A 21,039-nucleotide genomic window follows, 5' to 3' on the forward strand; every position below is an offset into this window, starting at 1 on the left:
TTTTTGATCTAACTATTTTTTCATATGACCACACTTATATAGGCAATATTATATCTTGTTCCTCCACTAACCTGCCTCAAATATGAAAATGTTTAAGAGGATTTAGCAGACCATATGGATACTCGTTGCAATGATTTTAGGTAACAACCCGAAGACACATTCCTATTATACAAATGAGTGCACATAAGCCTTTTTGCCATGAAACCTATATAACTTTCTCTTTATTTTCTCTTTTTTTCACCAAAAAATAAGCAGTAATCAAGGCTGTAATAGGAATTATCAGGGCTACTCCTGTTCCAGCACAAAATATAGTGATCATTTCAGCACTAAATATTTTTGAGTTTACAATTTCTCCAACAGAATAGGATAAATCCTTAAACCATATAAGCAATGCCAAATAGCCTCCAAAGAAGGCAAAAAATAATGTATTCGTAGATGTTCCTAAGATATCCCTCCCAATACTTAATCCAAATGTGAATAATTCTTTCTTGCTAATGGATGGATGGTGATGATACATTTCTCGCATGGGAGATGCAATGGCCATGGCTGTATCGATAATCGCGCCAATAGTACTCATAATAATCACTGAAGCTCCAATTTTAACAAAATCTACTCCAATATAAAGGGAAAAAACGCTAAGCTCTTCTATTTCTTCTTCACCAAAACCTTGTATCATCGCATTTTCCGTCACAATGACAATAAAAAAGAGTACAATAACAATCGTGATAATAGTAGAAATGAAGGCCGTTTTTGTTGTACTGTTCACCTCGTTAATAAAAAATAAATTAATATAACTAATCACCGTACATGCAATCAATGTTACGATATACGGATCATTATTTGGATTTGTCATAAAAATGATGGTGAAAAGTAACACCCCAAAGTTTAGGAATAAAGCAAAAAATGAACGTGCCCCTTTTTTTCCGCCAATCAAGATCATCAATATTAATAGTATAAACGCTAGCAACACTAATACATTCATTATCTTTCCCTCTTTCGATTAATGAAAAAAATGGAGACATATAGACCTATTGGAATAGTTAACACGATTCCAATACCACCAGCTAGGGCACGGGCCAATTCCAATGTGAGGTTCATGGAAAGGGTAAATCCCAATGCAGAATCATTATTCAAATACAAAATAATCATAGGTATGGAGCCACTTATATAGGCAAAAAACAAAATATTTGTCATGGTTCCCATTATGTCTTTTCCAATCTCTAATCCTGAAGTTTTAAGTGCTTTTACTGATATTTGGTTATTCTTTTCATACAACCCAAAAATCGAAGAAGACATGGTAATGGCTATATCCATTACGGCTCCTAAAGAACCGATAAATAACCCTGCCATAAACACCATTTTATAAGGACGAGTGATAAATTGCATCTCTTCATATCGAAGGCCATTTTCGGAAGTCAACCACATAACAAGATAAGTAATGAACAGCGATAAAAAAGTCCCTAACAGTGTCGCAATGACCGCTGCATAGGTTTTTTCATTAAAACCGTTAACGAGTAAAAGGGAAAGGACCGTAAATAGTATGATACTTATACTGCATATCAATACCAAACCAATGTCTGATGTATTCAAATAAAAATCTAATGCATATGACAATAATATGGCATTGACTGCCAAACTTATAATTGAAAACAGGCCTTGCTTTTTTCCAACGATAAGTAATGTCAAGATAAAAACCCATGCTACAATCAACACAAATTTATCCCGTTTTACGTCTTTTATGGTTCCAGTCAACTCTGAATTTCCTTCTGTCTTCGTATCAATCGAAACAAATAAATCATTTCCAACTCGATATTCTTGATCAAAAGCTCGGGATGAGGAATATTCATTCTTTAAATGAATAAGTTTTCCTTTTTCTTCTCCATTCTGTAATTCGGCTATTATACTCTGGGTAAATAGTCGATCTTCATTTTGATACATATCATCCAATTCAGTTGTATTTTCAAGATTTGTTTTAATGACTTTGGCTATTGGAAGTTCATAGAATGAATAATTGTGATGAACAAAGAAAACAGAAGCGAAAAAACAAAGTGCTATAACGGCGTACAAAGAAACATGCTTGTAACCCATTTTTTTAAATTTATTTACGATAACATTCAAAATAAAACCTCCAAATATCGGGTGGGCAAAAAAGGCAGGGAGGAGCCAGAATTGACTGACTCCACCCCGCCTTACTAGTATTTGATTGATTGATTTATCTTATCATGAATGGATTTAGTTTGCGAAAACAAAGTCCGATTTACCTCCTTTACGTCTCCCCCGGTAAAACGGGAAAAGAGATTGAGGTGACATCTGAGGAAAAACAAGCAGAGATTACAATGCAGATAATGAAGACAATCTTACCAGTAACAATCCGCTGACCCAATACTCATTCACGCATAAATGGACATAGAATTTTACCAGATGTTTTGTCTTAACTCTTCTGTTGTCTAGACTTAGCACTCCGTACATATTTAAATACCACCACTTTGAGTATAATTGAATTAAAATATTCTAGCGAGGTCTATATCTAAATACTATTAGGGATAGCTTCAGGGCCGTTAAGAAAAAGCCCAATTTAAAAAGCCCAATTTCCCACCAAATAAATGAGGAATTGGGCTTCTTATAAAGCGCCTGATACTGAAAAACTTGGAAATATATAAGTTGTTAAATGCTTAACTTGTGATACGGTTCACCGTACCTCACTGAACTGCGTTTTTCACTCCAATTTAACACAGTACTTCAACATTAAATCCTCCGGGCGCTTCTACGTAGAAAGTATATCTGTGTAAATGTTTTGGAGGTTTTACCATGAAACCATCATCCTTCAACTTCTGATTGATCCTGTTAACTTGTTCTTCATTTTCTTGTATGAATCCAACATGAAAAGTCTTGGGGTAATGTACATCGCTTCCTTTCATTAGTGTCAATATGGAACCATCATCATCTTTCATTGCGGCGAACCCATCTCCTCGACTTCCTGCACATGATAAACCAAAGTATGTTTCTAAAAACTCACGTGAGGCTGTAACATCATTAACAGTTAAATTTATGTGATTGATCTTCATTACTTCCCCCAATTTTGGTATTATTGTTTTCTCTCGGTAAAAAAGTTAATTTTCCACAGGCTCGTTGTGATGTTGTTAGTCACTTTGTAATCGGACTTGTTATTTCTCCCTCCCTATTTTGTAAGGTATTCCTTCTTTTTAGTGAAAATGACAGTATCATCTTTCCGATTCAGTAAATAATCATCCTAGTTACCGCAATTACAAGATTTAAAAAGGCCAACCAGTAAAAACTGGCTAGCCTTCGGTGCAACTCAATTACAATATTTTTTCATTTTCAAAGCTAGTGTTTGACTCCACTTTCTTCGCCAATTTAAATTTATAGAATAATATACAGGCTACCAAAAATCCTATTCCATAAAACAGTCCAACTCGTTGAGTAGGGTCAAAGGCAAGGAATACTAGAATCAGCAAACAAAACCCTAAACAGAATAACGGGACAAATGGGTAAAATGGTACTATGTATTGTAAATCTTCCGTTTTACCACCCGCTTTTAAAAACTTCCTTCTAAACATATATTGCGATAAAGCAATTCCCATCCAAGAGATCGTGACGGAGATACCCGCTATGGACATAAGTATCACGAACACAGTATCCGCCGCAATGAAGCTGGTCAATAACGATAGAAGCGAAAAGCATATCGTAAAAAGAAGGGCATTCAATGGCACTTTCCTTTTGGACAATAGACCAAACACCTTAGGTGCCATTCCATCATGGGCCATCGACCAAAGCAAACGCGTGGAAGCATACAGACATGAATTCCCTACAGAAAGAATGGCTGTCAAAATAATGAAATTCATGATACTTGCTGCATAAGGTATCCCCGCTATCTTCATTAAAGTTACAAAAGGACTTTCCAATAAGCCTAATTCCGAAGCAGGGAATATGGCGGAAAGGATGATAATGGACGAAATGTAAAAAACAATGATTCTAAATAGTACGTTTCGAATGGCTTTAGGGATGTTCTCTTCAGGTTTTTCACTTTCCCCTGCCGCAATTCCTATTAGTTCTGAGCCTTGGTAAGAAAATATTACATTCATCATTGTCACAAAGATAATTGTAATCCCGCCTGCTGGAAAAAGACCAGAAGGAGCCAAATTCTCAAAGAATGGGGTTGGACGATCAGATAAAGAGACAAAACCAAAGATGCCAGCGATTCCAATCAATATAAACAAAATCACTGCAACGATTTTTATTCCAGCAAACCAATATTCCGCCTCTGCAAAACCTCTTGTCGTTAATGCATTCAATGTAAATAAAAGCACTATGAACAAAGCACACCAAATCCAGGTAGGACTATGGGGGAACCATTGTTTCATCAATATTCCTGCTGCCGTAAACTCAACTCCTGCAGTTGCGGCTGAACCTACGAAATACATCCATCCTAGAGAGAAACCAGCGGAAGGCCCAATATATTCGGCAGCATATTTTTGGAATGATCCAGTAACCGGCATATGAACGGCTAGCTCGCCAAGGCAGACCATGACCATATACAAAATAAGACCGCCGGCTAGATAACCGATCAGGGCTCCTCCTGCCCCCGCTTGGTTAATTGTATAGCCTGCATTTAAAAAAAGGCCTGTACCAATTACGCCGCCAAGTGAAAGCATAAATAAATGGCGTCTTTTCATTGAGCGTTGCAGCTGATCATTATTCTCCAGTCCATACCCCATATAATCACGTCCTTATTTTATCTATTAGCCTATGCCTTCTCCCAAACCATCTTAGAACCTCAATGAGAGACAACTAAGGCCGCCATCTTGTTTTTGAAATTCCGACATTTCCACTTCAATTACTGTGTATCCCAAATCTTCAATTTTTTTCTTTGTACCATCAAACCCTTTTGGGACAATAACGCAGTCGTTCATTCTGACGCAGTTACCCGAATATTCTTCTTCCTCTTTTACGGTGATTTGATTAAAGCTAGAAAAAGCTTCGTGATTAATGAATTCCCCGGCCACTAATAAATTATTGTCTCCCAGGTAATTGACACCCGTTTTTAAATGAAAGAATTTCTTAAGGGGAATGATGGTCGTATCATAACCATACTTACCCATGATATCTTTGAACTGCAGAGCACCTGCTTCATTCGTTCTGGTTGAAAGGCCAACATAGAAGTGATCTTCAACTTGCATTACATCTCCGCCATCCAACATACCCGGTGATTGAATATATTCGATTGTTTCATAAAAGTCCTTTAAAACTTCTTTCATTTCAATAATTTCACCATTACGGCTTTCTGCACCAGGATTGGTTACAAGTGCACATTTTGGGGTCAACACTGCAGTATCTTCTACAAACGTAGAATCAGGGTATCTTTCATCCGATTCGAGAACGGTCACTTTCACACCGCAGCGTTTTAATGCTTCTACATAAGCTTCGTGTTGTACAAGCGCTTTTTCATAATCCGGGTTTCCTAAATCCGATGTTGTTAAGCCATTTACAAAACTCTTTCCGATCTTTCTTACAATCGCGTGATTAAACATATATATTCCTCCTAAATAGGTAGTTTATCTTTTTAAAATGTGGAAAATTAACTTTTTTGCTCCTGCCGTACTTTAAATGAAGTTTCTTGTATTCCAGAAGCGGAAATTATAGATATATAGGCATGATAGAGAGAAGAGACAACCGAATTCCTCTCTTAAACTATAACGGGTGCCTCTTCTTAGCCCATGCTTTCTCAATTATTTGAATGACTGCACAATTTATCCGCTATTCCTACAAAATATCTTACTCCATACCCTAAAGCCCTCTCATCGATTTTAAATTTAGGATGGTGTAGAGGATAAGCTTTTCCAAACTCATTATTATGGACGCCTAGAAATTGCATGGAAGAGGGAACGATTTCGGAAAAAGCCGAAAAATCTTCTGTTCCAAACATGGGATCATCAACCTTGATGATGTTATTCTCTTCAAAAATACCTTCCATGACCGTTCTTGAAATATCAACAGCAGCTTTATCATTTACCACTGCTGGATACCCTAAATACCAAGTAATTTCACATTTTGCCCCATGCGCTTCCGAAATTCCCTTAACGATTTGCTCAAGATGCTCCCTTGCTTTCACTCGGCTATCAGAGTCCAAGGAACGAATGGTACCACCGATTTCCGCATATTCTGGTATGACATTGAGCGCACTTCCGGAATGGAACTGAGTGACTGAAATGACTGGTGTCCTAAGTGCTGAAATTTTTCTGGAAACGATATGTTGAATATTCGTCGTTATTTCTGCACCAATGATCAGCGGATCTACCGTTAATTCAGGAGTCGACGCATGACCGCCCTGACCAATAATTTTAATTTCAAAATCATCGGCGGCAGCACAGAATACCCCTTCCCTTACACATATTGTTCCTGTTCGTTCATAAGGGGTAACATGCAGTGCAAATGCATAATCCACTCCTTCCATGACCCCTTTTTTCACCAATTCCTGAGCTCCCCCAGGAAGTACCTCTTCTGCGTGTTGGAAAATAAACCTGATTTCTCCATCAATTGCATCTTTTTTCCCGGAGAGGACTCTAGCAGCACCTAATAACATCGCAGCATGTGCATCATGTCCGCATGCATGCATAACCCCAGGATTTTTTGATTTGAATTCAATTTCTGCTTCCTCTTCAATCGGGAGAGCATCAATATCTGCACGAAAAGATATGGTATTCGATTTTCGGGCAGATTTTTTTGTTCCTTTAAGAACCGCTAAAACACTCGTTTCGGTTGGTCTCGTCACTTCCAATCCTGAAAAGGTTTTTAATTTCCTGTAGATAAATTCAGAAGTCTGGTGCTCCTGATATGAAAGCTCCGGATTTTCGTGAAAATGACGTCTCCATGAAATCACTTCATCTACAACCGTCTCCTGTATTGTCTTCATCATAAACGCCTCCCTGTAGTGCCAATATTCAGATTTTTCAGATCCTTAAAAAGGGCCATACTGTATGCTTTGAGCAATGATCAAAAAGATAATCGCTATCGCAAACTGAATCAGAAGATATGGAAACACCCATTTTACCCATTTCGTAAATGATATGCCTGCCACTGCCAATCCAGCCAATAGCACTCCAGAAGTCGGAAATATCATATTCGAAATCCCATCCCCTAATTGGAAAGCTAATACTGCTGTTTGTCTTGTCACACCCATTAAATCCGCTAATGGAGCCATGATCGGCATCGTCAATGCAGCTTGCCCACTTCCGGATGGAACAATGAAGTTAAGAAATAATTGGACAGTGAACATTCCGATTGCATTTATGGCAGGAGGAAGTTGTTCAACCAATCCTGCAGCATAATATAAAATGGTATCCAGCAATCCGCCACTTGTAATGATGACTAGGATTGTCTGTGCAACTCCTATTATCAATGCCCCGGAAACCATATCGCCTGCTCCTGAAATAAAACCATTAGCCATCTTGGATGGAGTTAAGCCTCCAATTATGCCCATAATGATCCCGCTTAATAAAAACAAGCCTCCAATTTCACTTATATACCATCCTAATTTAATAACTCCATATACTAATAGGATGAAATTCACCAATAAAATAATTAAAGCGGCGCTATGTCTTTTACTTATCCTAAAGTTTTTATCAAAATGTGCATGATCTTCACGCCTGAATTTCCCATACTCCCCCAGTTCAGGGTTTCTTTTAACCTTCATTGCATGGAAATAGATGTACAATACTGTAACGACATAAAACACTGCAAGAAGAGCGATTCGCAACCCCATTCCCGAATACATGGGCAGTTCTGCAATGCTTTGGGCAACTCCTACATTAAAAGGGTTCGTAATGCCCGAAATGAATCCAGTCGCCAATGTCCCAAGCATGACGATCGCAAAACCCGTAAGTGCATCAAAGCCTAATGCAATCGTCATCGGAACAATGATTGCGATATAAACTAATGCATCTTCAGCAGATCCGATCAGTGTCCCTAATGAAGCGAAGATCAATACCATCAACGGAATAAGCAATTTCTCTTTTGTTCCGAATCGGACAGCCACAAACTTAATGAAAGCATCCAGTGCTCCTGTTGCCTGCATGATTCCCAATGCTCCGCCAAACAAAAAGACGAACAAGATAATTGATGCTCCTTCAATCATCCCTGCGTGAATACTGCTGAACATTTCCAATAATCCCACTGGTGTTGATTCAACGAATTCAAAGGAAGTTGGATCGACTACACTTCGGCCATCCTTTTCAATTCTTTCATATTGTCCTGCAGGTAAGATATAGGTTAAAACCGTCACTATTACAATTACGATAAACATTAAGACAAAAGGATTAATCCCTTTTTCCGGTAACTCCGTTAGTTGGTTAAGTGGCTTATTATTCTGATTAAGCGGCTCGGAAGTGATTTGACCATTAGGCAGGTCATTCATATAAATACCCCCAGTTAAAGTTTTATATTTATCCAGTTTCCCTGTCGGACCATCACTTCTCAACCAAACACTTAAACATACTCTTTACTAACTTCTCCAGCATAACGGGCGTATGGACGAAGGCACTATCGATGTGAAGGCGCTCAGTACGCTGGTGGGCATCCTTGCCGAATGGACCCACATTAAGCACGGGTGCCTGAAGTTTTTGCATATCAGCAAAAGGAATGCTGTAAGTATCGCCCCAGACCGGTGTATTTTTTTCAAAAGCCGTCCAGCCATCAGATTCATCAGTATATTGAACATAGCTTAAATCGCAAAGGCCATTAAAATAATGAATTTGGCTGACTTCTTCATCAAGCATGTTGGCAGTTTCCTTCATTAAATTCACAGATTCGATGATAAGCGGATCATCGGACGTATTGACGGCTGGATAATATGGCGGTGCGAACAGCAATACAATGGCGGGTGAAAGCTCCTGACATTGTATCATCAATTTTTCAGCAATCCTAAATGATTTTTCCCGCTCATCCAAATCCATGTTTCCTTTAACTTCACTCTTTATTTGCTCAACAAAACTGCCGCCAAATTTGCCCTCCGCATATGAAAGTAACTTTTCGTAGCGCAATACTTGTACGTCACCTACACCTTCAATATGTTCACGCAGACAAAGAGCTTTATAAGATTCATTGCATTTCATCGCTGCTTCGTTTGCAACCTGCTCGAATAAATCCATTATTTCTGCAGCTGTCCTTTTCATAATGAACACATTATAAAGCGCTGCTGCACGATAAGGTGTCTGTGTTGAATATTGTAGTTTCAGATCTTTTTGCTGTAGCGATACTGGTAAAGGTGTTTCCTCGCCAAGGTCACTTTCCAGAAAAAGAGTGTTCCACTCCATGAGCTGCGTGAGAAACGAGGCTATATAGTTAGCCGTTATGCCCTTTAATGGCTCACCCACATGAGTTTCTTTCCCATAAAAAAGGGCAGCGGGCATGATTTTCCCCAAGGTTCCGGAATAAATATAATGGCTATTATCGCCCGGCTTCTGTGAAAAGGAAGGTTCACTATTAAAAAACATTTTATAGGAAAGGTCATATTTATCACGTAAAGACACAAGTTCTTTAACTGCAGCCCTCATTCCCGCAGAATTCACTTCCTCATCAGGAACGGTTAACAGCAGGAGATTGATCGGCCATTTTTCAATGCTTGCCTTTTCGATGATAGCCATATGAAGGGCAAGCCCCATTTTCATATCCATTGTTCCTCTACCAAACAAGTACTTTCCTGATTCAAGATCAATGCGCGCTTCCTCCGGCAGATCATCTTTTCGGTCATGAAGTTTTTTTGTGAGCTCCTCCGGCTGAAATGCAAGAGTCTCAAGATCACCGTATTCTTCAGTATGAACCGTATCAAAATGGCTGATTAATACAACGGTCTCCTTGCTATCGGGATGTTTATAAAAGGCATTGACAAAATTCCTCCCTAAATCAGCCTCGTGAAGCGATAAGTACGCCGGATTCCTTTTAAAATATTCAAGCTCCCTCAATTTCTCTTGAACCTTATAAGGAAACGTGCGTTCCCCCAATGTAAGAGTACGGCTTTCCCAGCTAACAAGTTCACATAACAAAGCACGGAGCGTTTCTGGAGTACCCCATAGTAATTGACTCATTGAAATCCCCTTTCCGATTTTCATCAAATATTAGAGTAATAGCAGGAAGAAACACTTAACGGAAATTCCCGATATATAAAACCGCAGTGACAAACAGCTCAATCCACCGTCCTGATTTTGTAAATACGGCATTTTCAGCTCAATCGTTTTTTTATCCAGCTTCATTCAATTGACGGGCCGTCTCTTCATATCCCTTCGGAACGATCACAAAGTCATATTTCCAAAGCTTTCACGTAGACGCATCTATTTCATTACTTTTCCATAATCAGGCGTGCAAAGGTCGGATGCCGTTAATCCATTTACATAGCTTTTTCCTGGTGTTTTTACAATTATCAATCCCCCTTTGTACGCACCACCGGGCAGGTTAAACAAGTTGGACCGCCAGTGCCTTTGTAACTGATTTCAGTTCCTTTGTATTCATAAACCGTTGCCCCGGCATCAAGAAGCTGTTGCTTCGTGTAAGCGTTACCAGAAGATATAACGCAAACCCGCGGAGCGATGGCAAGCACATTACAGCCCAAGTTCAAGTACTCATCAACCGGCACTTCGATAAGCTGAATGCCTCGTTCAATAAGCAGTTTTCTGAAAAAGACAGGCATAAGGCGGGAATGAACTACGGCTAAATCATGGTCGACTAGGCTGATGAAAGACATAAGATGGAGACACTCTGCCTCTCCTTGATCATGCGGCAGCTGAACTACGATGAAATCATCCACAAGATGTGCGGTCATTTCCTTTAATTGCCGAATGGCTTCTGCGTTTGTACGATAACCATGTCCGACAACCAGGGTTTTATCATCAAGCCAAATGATATCACCGCCATCCGCGACCGCATCACCCGTTAAATACCCTATAATCGGGATGTTCTTTTCCTTACAAAATTCCTTGTATACATTAGCTTCAGGCTGCCTCAATTCTTTCCCTGACTTTAAAATAATTGCCCCTTGGCTTGTGAATTTGACCGGGTCATGCGCATATAAGGAGTCAATCCCGACTACCGAAGATGCTGGCAAATAATCGATGTTTGGAACATATTTCTCCAAAATGGAAATAAAGTCACCATACTCTGTTAGCGCTTCGTTGAAATCTGGCTCTTCCGCAAAGTTGAAGTTCCGCCATGCTTGGCTTAAATGCTCTTGACTAATAAAAGCTTCTTTCGGATGTTTTACAATGACACGTTCCAATGGTTTGTACATGGACGAACAATATGTCACTGCCTCCCCCTCCTTTTCCGCATAACGGAAAACGTTTCCGCCAATAGGAATTTTTCTTTTATTATAAAATTAGTTTTGGTATAATGTCAATATGTTTTAAATATTCAAATAAATCAGCGTTATATACAACTTGGAATGAAAGATAGGTGGTTTGTTTATGCAATCGATCGACCGTGCCATGAACGTTATAAAGGTGCTGGTTTCCAATTCATCGGAAAACTGGCTGTCAATTACGGAACTTTCTCAAGAGTGTGATCTTCCTGTCAGCTCCATGCATCGTTTGTTAAAAGCGATGTCCTCGCATGGATTAATCCAACAGGACGGGCAATCCAAACAATATGGTTTGGGGAATATTTGGCTCGAATACGGTTTACGTATGTATGACAAAATGGATTACATCAGCCAAATAAGGCCTGAACTGGAAAGACTGATGAACAAAGTGGAGGAAAGCGTCTATCTTAGCCAGCCAATCGGAATGGAATCACTCGTTATCGAACGAATCGACAGTGAAAAAAGCCAAATCCGGGTTTATGACCAGCTTGGCTCACGAGTTCCTATGCATATTGGAGCCGCCAATAAAGCGATGCTAGCCTATATGCCATATAAACTAGCGAAAAAAATTGTAGATGCTCTTCTGCCAACTCAAGAAAGAGCAGCTTTTTGGGATATATTGCAAGAGACTAAAATGAAGGGACATGGAATCAGTCACAGTGAACGAACAGAAGGAACATGTTCTGTTGCCGTGCCGATATTGAACCATTTTGGGGAAGTTCACGGTGCGGTGAGCATAGGTTTTGTCAGCTTTAACCTGACAGAAGAAAGACTTGATTTCCTCATTAAGAATGTGATGGAAACTGGCAATCGGGTTTCTGCAAAATTAGGGTATAGGGGATCATGAATAAGCGAGCAGTGGTGGATTATCGGATAAGCCGAAAAAGAAGATGAATCATTTCATCTTCTTTTCGTTTTTATATTAATCGCTGCCGGTCACGAATAAATCTTCCCTGAAATAGGCGAGGACCTCGCCGGCCACCACAGGTTCGCCCTCCAATACCTCCAATGATTCTATCTTTCCGCTGACACCAATATCAATGATTTCCACACATCCATCTGCCTTCTTAATCTGAAATAATTGTTCCCATTCGTAAAATCTGGAATCTTTGGATATTGAAATTTTTTCAATCCTGCCATCACAAGGGCTTAGAATCACATCTACGTACATTTACATCATTCCTTCCTTCAGTATTCTTCAAAATGAAATGGGGATTGTAACACTAGCTTGAGAAAGTTTTGAAACTCAGGTATATCCTCTTGTTCAATGCCCAGGGTCGGAGCCCAGTATTGATCTAAATTAATATCATTGGCACAAAGCAGGATCATTCTTCCGCTTTGCATGGAAGTCACCATTGCTTTACCGAAAAACTGGCCCGAATATACAATGGTCACATCATATCTATAATCTTGTGACAATAAGCAATAATGATGAATAGCCTGGTTTTCTTTATTTTCGGAAAGAATATCAAAATTCAACGGATTGCCTCCTTTCTTGTAATCCCTAATTCGTTCAGAACCTGACCCAACCTCGAAGCTGGGATGCTTCAGCTATTTTGCGAATCCCTTCAATATAAGCCGCCACTTTCATGTTCACGGAATATTTTTGTGAAGTATGGTAGACATTCAAAAAGCTGGCCGTTATCTTTTCCTTCAATCGTTCATCCACAAGCTCTTCCGTCCAGTAATAGCCTTGGTTGTTCTGGCACCATTCAAAATACGAGACTATCACCCCTCCTGAATTCGCCAAAATATCCGGGACTAGCACTATACCTTTATCATCAAGAATCTTGATTGCTTCCTTTGTGGTCGGACCATTTGCTGCTTCAATCAGGATTTCACATTTTAATCGTGTTGCATTATCTTTATTCACCACTCCGCTGATGGCTGCGGGAATCAGCACATCACACTCTTTTTCCAATAATTCTTGATTGGATAACGAATCTTTGTATAAGTTCGAAACGACCCCAAACGAGTCCCTGTTCTCCAATAGGTAAGGAATGTCCAAGCCATTCGGATCATATAAACCTCCAAGCTCATCCGCTATTCCGACAACCTTAGCGCCCATTTCATGTAAATACATGGCCAAATGACTGCCTACATTCCCGAATCCCTGAATGATCACACGCATGCCTTCAATAGGAATCCCCTTTAAATCACATATCATTTGAAGTGTATATAATACTCCTTTGGAAGTGGCCTTTTCCCTGCCCTTCGATCCCCCTAATCTCAGAGGCTTTCCTGTAATGAAGCCGGGTGAATCGAATTCCCTGATATGATCGTATTCATCCAGCATCCAGGCCATGATTTGTGAATTCGTATACATATCAGGTGCCGGGATATCTTTTGTAGGTCCCACTATTTGACTTACTGCCCTGACATACCCTCTGCTTAATCGTTCAAGCTCAAATGAACTCATCTGTCTGGGATCACACACAATGCCGCCTTTCGCCCCTCCATATGGAAGATCGGTTATTCCGCATTTCAAGCTCATCCACCCGGCCAATGCTTTAACTTCTTCGGGAGTGACATCCGGGTGAAACCGAATCCCCCCTTTAGTTGGACCAGCTGCATCATTATGTTGAGCCCGATACCCTTGAAACATCCTTGTCTCCCCATTATCCATTTGAACAGGAATACAGACTTCCAGAAAACGCATTGGCGCTTTCAGAAAATCAAAAACCTGATCTGGATAGTTCAAAACATGAATCGCTTCTTTTAAGATATCCTGGAATTCTTGCAGTGGATTATCCAATTGACGTTTTTCTATTACCTTAATTTTCTCTGGCATTTTAGCACCTCACTTATATTCTTATAACTTATTAAGCAACTTTCGTGCCAGCTTTGAGGATATTATGTGGATGGCAATATACCGCCATTTCCCAATCATCAACATCATCATGCAATCATCAGGAAATATGTATTAATTCATAAGCAATTCAGATTTGCATATATAACAGTGATGATTAAATACATAAAAAAACGCATCCTAATCGGATGCGTCAGTCGGTGACAAACTAGATGAAAATAGAGTTTGTCTACAGTCATTTAAGGGGTTGCACTAAGTTCATCGCACATTCAACAATATTTTAAGTCCCTCGTTGTCCGGGGTGAGAGTAACCTCCTTTGCCGACTGTCTGCCAATCCGCATCAAAACAAGTGTCTCCGGGGTCTCGGCTAGCCAGTAATTCGGCAGGAGTCTCGCAAATTTATTCAATCCAGCGAGTTTTCATCATATAAAACAGTAAAAATACATAAAGGATAACCAATGATTTTGTTTTAAAAATGCGGTAAAAATCCATTTGCTATTAGTTTGTAACAAAAGGAGTTCTATCCAAATTTTTAAACATATTTGATTGGAGCGGGTGTGCGAGACTCCTGCGGGAATAGCGAGTCCAAGGGAGACCCCACAGGCGCAAATGCGCCGAGGAGGCTCCCGGACCGCCCGCGGAAAGCGAGTGCCCTCCGTTCCAATCAACGTCCAAATTTGTACAAGTAAAAACTCATAGCTGAATTTCTTCAACTTGGTATTGGGGCGGTGCCTTCCTGAATGCCTTTGTGATATATAATAGATAACAAAAACCAATAATGAACCAGCTTGTCCCCATTATTAGGGAACTTGTCTCAAGGTTGACCCAAAGAATTCCAATTGCGATAGCTCCAATTAAAGGCATAATTAAGTATTTAATACACCCCTTTATCGTTCGATGCTTCTTTTCCCGAATGATAAAATGGCTGATCACTGACAGATTTACAAAGGTAAATGCCATTAATGCACCAAAGTTGATCAGTGACGTTGCTGTCACTAAATCAAAGAATAAAGCCGACAATGAAATGACTCCGACTATGAGTACATTAATGGCTGGTGTTTTCCACTTAGGGTGAATAAATCCAATCCATTTTTCCGGAAATACTTTATCACGTCCCATAACATACAAAAGACGGGAAACACTGGCATGCGATGCTAGTCCCGAGGCTAGCGTATTGACGAAAGTAGTACAAAGAAAAATGGATTGAAATAGCTTCCCGCCTACATAAAGGGCGATTTCCGGTAATGCAGCATCCGGTTCCTTAAAACGGGATATATCCGGAAAAAAGAGCTGAATAAAGAATGATGCGGTAATGAAGATGATTCCACCCCAAAGTGCAGTTAAAAATATCGCTTTTGGTATTGTTTTTTTCGGATCCGGCGTTTCCTCAGATAGTGTCGTTACCGCATCAAATCCCAAAAAGGAAAAACAAAGGATCGTAGCCCCGGTTATTATTGCCGAAAAGTCCATTCCTTCTTTTACGAAAGGCATTAATGTAAACACTTCTCCTGTACCTTCTCCATTATTCAAACCTTTGACAACAAGAATGATGAACACTGCCATGATGGCAATCTGAATTAAAACAAAAAGCGCATTAAAGTTAGCAAGTACATTGACGCTCCTGAGATTGAGAATGGTGACGATTGCCACGAACACTACTACCCAAATCCATGTAGGAACTCCTGGAAATAATGCTGTCAGATAAATTTTGGTTAACAATGCATTGACCATAGGTAAAAACAAATAGTCTAACAACGAAGACCATCCTACCAGGAATCCTAAATGCGGGTTTATGGCCTTTTGCGTATAAGTGTAGGCAGAACCTGCAGCAGGAAAAACCTTTACAAGTTTTCCATAGCTGGCAGCTGTAAAAAGCATCCCCACCAATGCAACGATATAGGCAGTCGGCACATGGCCTCCCGTAATCCCAGATACAATGCCGAATGTATCAAATACGACCATGGGGGTCATATATGCTAACCCCATCATAACGATTTGCCATAATTTCAGTGATCTTTTCAATGTAACCTCATTTTCCACCTATCATTCCTCCTTGAAACCGCTTTCAAACTTGTTGGTTCAATTTCTTTACTAGATTAATCTCATGCCTCCCTCTTTTATAAAAGTTTTACCTGTATACCTTAATGCAATTTATGTGCCACATGATTTCGGTTTACTTTGACAAACGAAAAACGCCAAAAATGCTACTTAATTCCTGTATTCTTACCGGCAAATGATTGATTTATAGAAATGAATCTTTCAGCATCTCTTCCATCGGCGATTCAATTTCCCATAAATTATTCGCCTTTGCATACACAAAGCCAATGTTATCTGGTAAAACCCCTCATTAAATCACTTACCGTGACTTGGCATGATAATTGCATGATTAATCATATATAGGAATTCATTTATATGAGTTTCAAAATGAGTTTCACAACTATTATAGTTATAAGAAAATGGAGGAATAGAAAAATGAAATATCCTTTATCACCTGATGTTAAACCAGAGTTTTGTACCACAGGGTCATTTATGCGCTTACCTTCTACAAGAGAAAATGCCAAATTGGCAGTGGTAGGTATGCCTTTTGATACAGCTGCTTCATTCAGGGTAGGAGCCCGGTTTGCTCCACAGGCAGTCCGCCAAGCATCCATGACGTTGTTTCCTTATCATCCCATTCACAAGGTATTTCCGTTTGACGAATGTAATGCAATTGATATTGGGGATGTTTCGGTGATTCCCCATAATATACATCGAAGCTATGAGTTAATTGAAAAGGCTATGTCAGACTTGATGAAAAACGGGATCATTCCAATAGGCATCGGAGGAGATCATTCAGTAACATTGGCCAATCTAAGGGCAGCCGCAAAAATACACGGTCCTGTTGCACTTCTTCATTTTGATTCACATACAGATACCTGGGATACTTATTATGAAGAAAAATACTGGCATGGTTCGCCGTTTATCCGTGCATATGAGGAAGGTTTGCTCCAAACGGATAAAGTTTTCCAGATTGGCATCAGAGGTACGCTCAATCATCCAGGAGATTTAGATTCCAGTACAGATCTAGGCTACAATGTGATAACAACGCCCGAGTTGAAGAAGAGAGGAATCAAAGATGTCGTGAAGGAAGTCAAGAAAACCATTGGGGATACACCATGTTTCTTGACCTTTGATATTGATTTTGTTGATCCATCCTGCGCTCCTGGAACTGGCACATTGGAGGTCGGCGGTCTAAATAGCTTTGAAACCCTAGAGATGATACGCTCTCTACAAGGATTCAACTTTATTGGGTTCGACCTGGTGGAAGTCCTCCCGCCGTATGATCCAACACAAATTACATCACTATTGGCAGCCACCATCATTCATGACTTTGCCAGTTTAGTAGCCTTACAACTAAAAGAAGAACAAAAAAAGGAGGACTCAACCGAAAAAAGCTTATAGGACAAACACTGGCCATACAGGCCGATACTGTTAGGCAGTCAGAAAGATCCAAGCTAAAGATATAAATGTCTAAGTACAAAATAAAAAAGTCCTGAAAATCAAAAAGCACCTGTTTATGAAAACAGATGCTCAGACTGTAGACAAATTCGAAGAAAGCGAATTTGCCTACAGTTTTTTTCTTTAAAAATGTTCCAGCTGATTTCAGAAATCCGCTCCCTTTCCGCCGACTGTCTGCCAAGCCTCCTCGACGCAAGCGTCTGTGGGGTCTCGGCTAGCCAGCTATTCGGCAGGAGTGTCGCAAATTTCTTCAATACATTGAGGGTTTCATAAAACAGAAAAAAACATTAAGGTCATCTAATCTTCCTTTAAAATCATGGTTCGATGTGAAATCATTCCGCCCCCCTCTGCCTACAGTTTTTTTCTTCAAAAAATGTTTCAGCTGATTTCAAAAATCCACTCCCTTTCCGCCGACTGTCTGCATTCCGAACCCACTTTTGTCGACAAACTGAGCATCTTCTTAGGTGAAAGCAGATGTTTTTTTCCTATGTCATCTTTTACTATAGTACTGCTATTTTCACTGTAAATAATGTCATATCGGGTTGGAAAAATTGTCTCCTCATCCTGTTTCCGATGGCATAAGGAATCAAAAAAACACATCCCATCTGAAAAAATGGAATGTGTCTTCATTTTATTCGTCCGATTCTATCCCGGGACGATTGGATTGTGTTGGCAGGGTGTCCCAAAAGCTTGCATCAACCGTTTCAATTGAATCATCGGCAATAGCTCTGACAGCTGCATCCAAAGTGGTTACCGTTTGCTTTATTAGATAGCCATTACTTTTTTGTCCAAGCGCTACTGACTCGACATTGTGGTCCGACATACCTCGCATCTCAAAAAGAAGTGTAGCAATATCATAGCGAACGGCTGCACCATTACGGCCTATATTTTCTCCAGAACCGCCATCATACCTACCAATATGCCCCCAACCAGTTGGTTCAATGGAGTTATATACAACAGCACCCAGTTTTTTTGAGGCTTCTAACACTTCAGGCTTTACGTTTGCGTTTGTAGGATAAAGAATTGAACCTGAAACAAGTTCACCGTCCGTTTCGCTTAGCGTCCCTTGATGATGTAAATCTATCATGTAGTCTATATCGTATTTCGCAAATACATTTTCATGTAAAGCCTTTACCTCTACTTGCATGGAATCAGTTTTTTTATCATGCTCACGGTTTAAGTCGATCCCATTTGCATTTGCCCGTGTTAGATGCCGATCACCTTTTGCTAAATAGTCATCAAGAGGGAAATTAACATCTCCCATGGCCCCATCTGCGTTTAACATGGGAATGATCAGTATATTAACATTTTCCAAAATACCTTTAGTCTTGTTCGTGCCTAGATGTTTAATGAATTCGAGTGCACCCTCAGTAGTCAGTTGTTCATTTCCATGCTGTTGAGTTAAAAATAGTATAGTAGGATTCTTAGGATCTGAGATGTACTTCGCTAGGTAAATATCCCTCCCTTTTACCGTTTCCCCGATTACTTCCAATGCCAGCCTTTCTTGTTTTGCATCCTGCGTTTCAAGATAGCTTACCAGGCTTTCATATGTATGAAGATTTGAAGTTGTCACTTGTCCATTTCCAGCACTGGGGCCATTTCCAACCGCTCCGACTGGTAGCGCAACAGCTGTTACTGCGCTTAAGGTCATTAAACTAGATAATGAAACTGATAGAACTTTCTTTTTAAAATTCAATAAAAACCCTCCTTATCAAATATAATAATCAGAAAAATAACTATTAATAATATTCTGACATTTTTACTACTTTATGTTAATAGTGAAAAATAACTATGTTTCCAAATAGTTTTCTTCTACACAATATAACTTGAAAGGAATTACTTCTACAAAGGCGATATTCAAATGTTCCCGATGAAGAAAAACCAGGCGGACACCCGTCTGGTTACTTCAATCTAGGCAGGAAGTTGATACACTCACCAAATATTTATTATTGCCTGCCCTCCGTCAATGGAATTGACTCGTATTGTTCCGGATTGATTTTATATACAGAGCCATCAGTAACTCCATCAATTATTCCATATAATCCTCTTTCAACTGCTTTAATGAGCATGCCTTTTTTCTTTTGGCCAAAGGACTGTGTTTGGCCTCTAACTTCAAAGAGCACTGTCCCGCTTCCGTTCAAAGCAAAGGCTCCTAAAGCCGTTCCGGGAAGGTTTTGGTTTTGCGGATATAAGGATATATTTCCATATGGAGAATTACCTTGTTCTTTCATTGCATTATATACCGCTACATTCAATTGTCTGGAAAAATCATAATTATAGTTTTTTGCATATTTGGCATAATCTTGTCCTGAAGGCGAGCTTGGATCTGGAACAAATTGAGCGGAAAGCGAGTATGTGACTAAATCATCCGTTCCATCAACTTCATAATAGGGAGCTTGGTGATGCAAGTCCACAAAAATCTCCACCTTTCCGTATTGCTTCAATAGAGACTTGTAAACATCACGTGTTGTTTGTGATTCGGGTGTTATGAACCAGCCAGGGGTGGATGATTTTCCAGGGAAGTCTTTAGCTTGGGGAATATAATTTAAATCAGGATTAAAGTCACGATTCACATCGAAACCAGGTTTGGACTCATAATCGAATGATTCATTTTTGTATGTATAATAGTTCCAAGATGGACTCGCTCCTCCTAACTGTGGAAACTGTTTCACGACCTCTGCCCAGGTCATATCATTTCCCCGACGGTTCAATTCAGCAGCATCCGGATTCATTTTAGGCAAAGCGACAAGGGTAATTTCCTTACGAATTTTCTCCGCTTCAGGAGAGTTGGTCCCCAAAAACTTCAAGATATTCAAGATGGCATCCGTACCGGTTTTCTCATTTCCATGGATCTCACTTTGAATGAAAACGACTTTGTCGCCTGTTCCCACGGTTGCTTTATAGATTTCTCTATTTCTATTTGAATATCCGGCTACATCCACTTTTACTTTACCTTGGCTATCACTCGCAATTTGTTCTAGCTTTTTCCCTAGTTCAGCATGATCTGTAAAACCTGAAACCGAATAAGTTTGTTGAATGGGTGTTCCCGGTGATGTTTCATTAGCTGCAAATGTTGGTGCAGCAATGCTCGCCGATAAAACGGCAACTCAATAATTTTCCTGTTTTTCATAATACAACAATCACTCCCTTAAAATATTTTTCTATCTCATTATACAAAATGGAAAAGTGGAAATATGTTGGAATTTGATGTCGTATTATGGCTATTTTATGATTCGGGCATCAACTTTAAGTTCCATACAAAAAGATCCGTGACATTTTTATCGAGGATTGTAGTCGCTCGCGGTCTGTCGAGTTGATGATTTGTACTATAACATCACATTACGTTATAATTAAAGGAAAAATACG

17 protein-coding genes are annotated in these 21,039 nt (G+C 39.7%); 2 read left to right on the plus strand and 15 right to left on the minus strand.

The window, feature by feature from the left end; translation table 11 throughout:
- Positions 1 to 205: 205 nt before the first annotated feature.
- The 9 genes from ABC374_RS14560 to ABC374_RS14600 form a co-directional block, all read right to left on the minus strand.
- The gene (locus ABC374_RS14560; RefSeq protein ID WP_413018570.1) at positions 206 to 982 is read right to left on the minus strand and encodes a YibE/F family protein; all 777 of its coding nucleotides are present in this window, start codon (positions 980 to 982) and stop codon (positions 206 to 208) included.
- Positions 982 to 2,118 (minus strand): YibE/F family protein, encoded by a 1,137-nt coding sequence (locus ABC374_RS14565; protein ID WP_413018572.1) that lies wholly within the window; start codon positions 2,116 to 2,118, stop codon positions 982 to 984. Before ABC374_RS14565 ends, ABC374_RS14560 begins: the two co-directional genes overlap by 1 nt.
- Positions 2,119 to 2,726: 608 nt before the next feature.
- Entirely contained in the window at positions 2,727 to 3,065 is a 339-nt protein-coding gene (locus tag ABC374_RS14570) for a VOC family protein (protein ID WP_350299265.1), read from the minus strand.
- Positions 3,066 to 3,320: 255 nt separating this feature from the next.
- Positions 3,321 to 4,736 (minus strand): amino acid permease, encoded by a 1,416-nt coding sequence (locus ABC374_RS14575; RefSeq protein WP_413018575.1) that lies wholly within the window; start codon positions 4,734 to 4,736, stop codon positions 3,321 to 3,323.
- 51 nt (positions 4,737 to 4,787) lie between these two features.
- Complete coding sequence (locus ABC374_RS14580) at positions 4,788 to 5,549, minus strand: dimethylarginine dimethylaminohydrolase family protein (protein ID WP_413018577.1); 762 nt, start codon at positions 5,547 to 5,549, stop codon at positions 4,788 to 4,790.
- Between the two features lie 194 nt (positions 5,550 to 5,743).
- The gene (locus tag ABC374_RS14585) at positions 5,744 to 6,931 is read right to left on the minus strand and encodes an amidohydrolase (RefSeq protein ID WP_413020370.1); all 1,188 of its coding nucleotides are present in this window, start codon (positions 6,929 to 6,931) and stop codon (positions 5,744 to 5,746) included.
- Positions 6,932 to 6,976: 45 nt separating this feature from the next.
- Positions 6,977 to 8,320, minus strand: a complete 1,344-nt coding sequence (locus ABC374_RS14590) for a YfcC family protein (RefSeq protein ID WP_413020371.1) — start codon at positions 8,318 to 8,320, stop codon at positions 6,977 to 6,979.
- Between the two features lie 163 nt (positions 8,321 to 8,483).
- The gene (locus tag ABC374_RS14595) at positions 8,484 to 10,100 is read right to left on the minus strand and encodes a M20/M25/M40 family metallo-hydrolase (RefSeq protein ID WP_413018579.1); all 1,617 of its coding nucleotides are present in this window, start codon (positions 10,098 to 10,100) and stop codon (positions 8,484 to 8,486) included.
- A gap of 332 nt (positions 10,101 to 10,432) precedes the next feature.
- Positions 10,433 to 11,296, minus strand: coding sequence for a dimethylarginine dimethylaminohydrolase family protein (locus ABC374_RS14600; RefSeq protein ID WP_413020372.1), 864 nt, complete (start codon positions 11,294 to 11,296; stop codon positions 10,433 to 10,435).
- Between the two features lie 175 nt (positions 11,297 to 11,471).
- Here ABC374_RS14600 and ABC374_RS14605 point away from each other — a divergent pair, with 175 nt between their 5' ends.
- Positions 11,472 to 12,212, plus strand: a complete 741-nt coding sequence (locus tag ABC374_RS14605; protein WP_413018581.1) for an IclR family transcriptional regulator — start codon at positions 11,472 to 11,474, stop codon at positions 12,210 to 12,212.
- Positions 12,213 to 12,287: 75 nt separating this feature from the next.
- Here ABC374_RS14605 and ABC374_RS14610 read toward each other — a convergent pair whose 3' ends face one another.
- The 4 genes from ABC374_RS14610 to ABC374_RS14625 all read right to left on the minus strand — a co-directional run bounded on the left by ABC374_RS14610 (position 12,288) and on the right by ABC374_RS14625 (position 16,215).
- Positions 12,288 to 12,536 carry a biotin/lipoyl attachment domain-containing protein gene (locus ABC374_RS14610; protein ID WP_413018583.1) on the minus strand — a complete coding sequence of 83 codons (249 nt, stop codon included), beginning with the start codon at positions 12,534 to 12,536 and terminating at the stop codon, positions 12,288 to 12,290.
- A 17-nt stretch (positions 12,537 to 12,553) separates the two neighbouring features.
- Positions 12,554 to 12,844, minus strand: a complete 291-nt coding sequence (locus ABC374_RS14615; RefSeq protein ID WP_413018585.1) for an SAV0927 family protein — start codon at positions 12,842 to 12,844, stop codon at positions 12,554 to 12,556.
- Between the two features lie 34 nt (positions 12,845 to 12,878).
- The gene (locus ABC374_RS14620; RefSeq protein WP_413018587.1) at positions 12,879 to 14,156 is read right to left on the minus strand and encodes a Glu/Leu/Phe/Val family dehydrogenase; all 1,278 of its coding nucleotides are present in this window, start codon (positions 14,154 to 14,156) and stop codon (positions 12,879 to 12,881) included.
- 712 nt (positions 14,157 to 14,868) lie between these two features.
- Entirely contained in the window at positions 14,869 to 16,215 is a 1,347-nt protein-coding gene (locus ABC374_RS14625; protein ID WP_350299273.1) for an APC family permease, read from the minus strand.
- A gap of 432 nt (positions 16,216 to 16,647) precedes the next feature.
- Here ABC374_RS14625 and speB point away from each other — a divergent pair, with 432 nt between their 5' ends.
- Positions 16,648 to 17,616, plus strand: a complete 969-nt coding sequence (gene speB / locus ABC374_RS14630) for an agmatinase (RefSeq protein ID WP_413018589.1) — start codon at positions 16,648 to 16,650, stop codon at positions 17,614 to 17,616.
- Positions 17,617 to 18,304: 688 nt separating this feature from the next.
- On the opposite strand, the gene ABC374_RS14635 is transcribed toward speB, so the two are convergent.
- Together ABC374_RS14635 and ABC374_RS14640 are read right to left on the minus strand one after the other, a co-directional pair.
- Positions 18,305 to 19,369 carry a M14 family zinc carboxypeptidase gene (locus ABC374_RS14635; protein ID WP_413018591.1) on the minus strand — a complete coding sequence of 355 codons (1,065 nt, stop codon included), beginning with the start codon at positions 19,367 to 19,369 and terminating at the stop codon, positions 18,305 to 18,307.
- 250 nt (positions 19,370 to 19,619) lie between these two features.
- Positions 19,620 to 20,759 (minus strand): M14 family zinc carboxypeptidase, encoded by a 1,140-nt coding sequence (locus tag ABC374_RS14640; protein ID WP_413020373.1) that lies wholly within the window; start codon positions 20,757 to 20,759, stop codon positions 19,620 to 19,622.
- Between the last annotated feature and the right edge of the window lie 280 nt (positions 20,760 to 21,039).

It is taken from the genome of Peribacillus phoenicis (assembly GCF_047238085.1).
GTDB lineage: Bacteria > Bacillota > Bacilli > Bacillales > DSM-1321 > Peribacillus.

Coding starts and splice junctions, on each gene's coding strand:
- ABC374_RS14600 (WP_413020372.1), bottom strand. CDS start 11,296: ATGTACAAACCATTGGAACGTGTCATTGTAAAACATCCGAAAGAAGCT.
- ABC374_RS14620 (WP_413018587.1), bottom strand. CDS start 14,156: ATGCCAGAGAAAATTAAGGTAATAGAAAAACGTCAATTGGATAATCCA.
- ABC374_RS14560 (WP_413018570.1), bottom strand. CDS start 982: ATGAATGTATTAGTGTTGCTAGCGTTTATACTATTAATATTGATGATC.
- ABC374_RS14585 (WP_413020370.1), bottom strand. CDS start 6,931: ATGAAGACAATACAGGAGACGGTTGTAGATGAAGTGATTTCATGGAGA.
- ABC374_RS14570 (WP_350299265.1), bottom strand. CDS start 3,065: ATGAAGATCAATCACATAAATTTAACTGTTAATGATGTTACAGCCTCA.
- ABC374_RS14575 (WP_413018575.1), bottom strand. CDS start 4,736: ATGGGGTATGGACTGGAGAATAATGATCAGCTGCAACGCTCAATGAAA.
- ABC374_RS14590 (WP_413020371.1), bottom strand. CDS start 8,320: ATGTTTATCGTAATTGTAATAGTGACGGTTTTAACCTATATCTTACCT.
- ABC374_RS14610 (WP_413018583.1), bottom strand. CDS start 12,536: ATGTACGTAGATGTGATTCTAAGCCCTTGTGATGGCAGGATTGAAAAA.
- ABC374_RS14595 (WP_413018579.1), bottom strand. CDS start 10,100: ATGAGTCAATTACTATGGGGTACTCCAGAAACGCTCCGTGCTTTGTTA.
- ABC374_RS14605 (WP_413018581.1), top strand. CDS start 11,472: ATGCAATCGATCGACCGTGCCATGAACGTTATAAAGGTGCTGGTTTCC.
- ABC374_RS14580 (WP_413018577.1), bottom strand. CDS start 5,549: ATGTTTAATCACGCGATTGTAAGAAAGATCGGAAAGAGTTTTGTAAAT.
- speB (WP_413018589.1), top strand. CDS start 16,648: ATGAAATATCCTTTATCACCTGATGTTAAACCAGAGTTTTGTACCACA.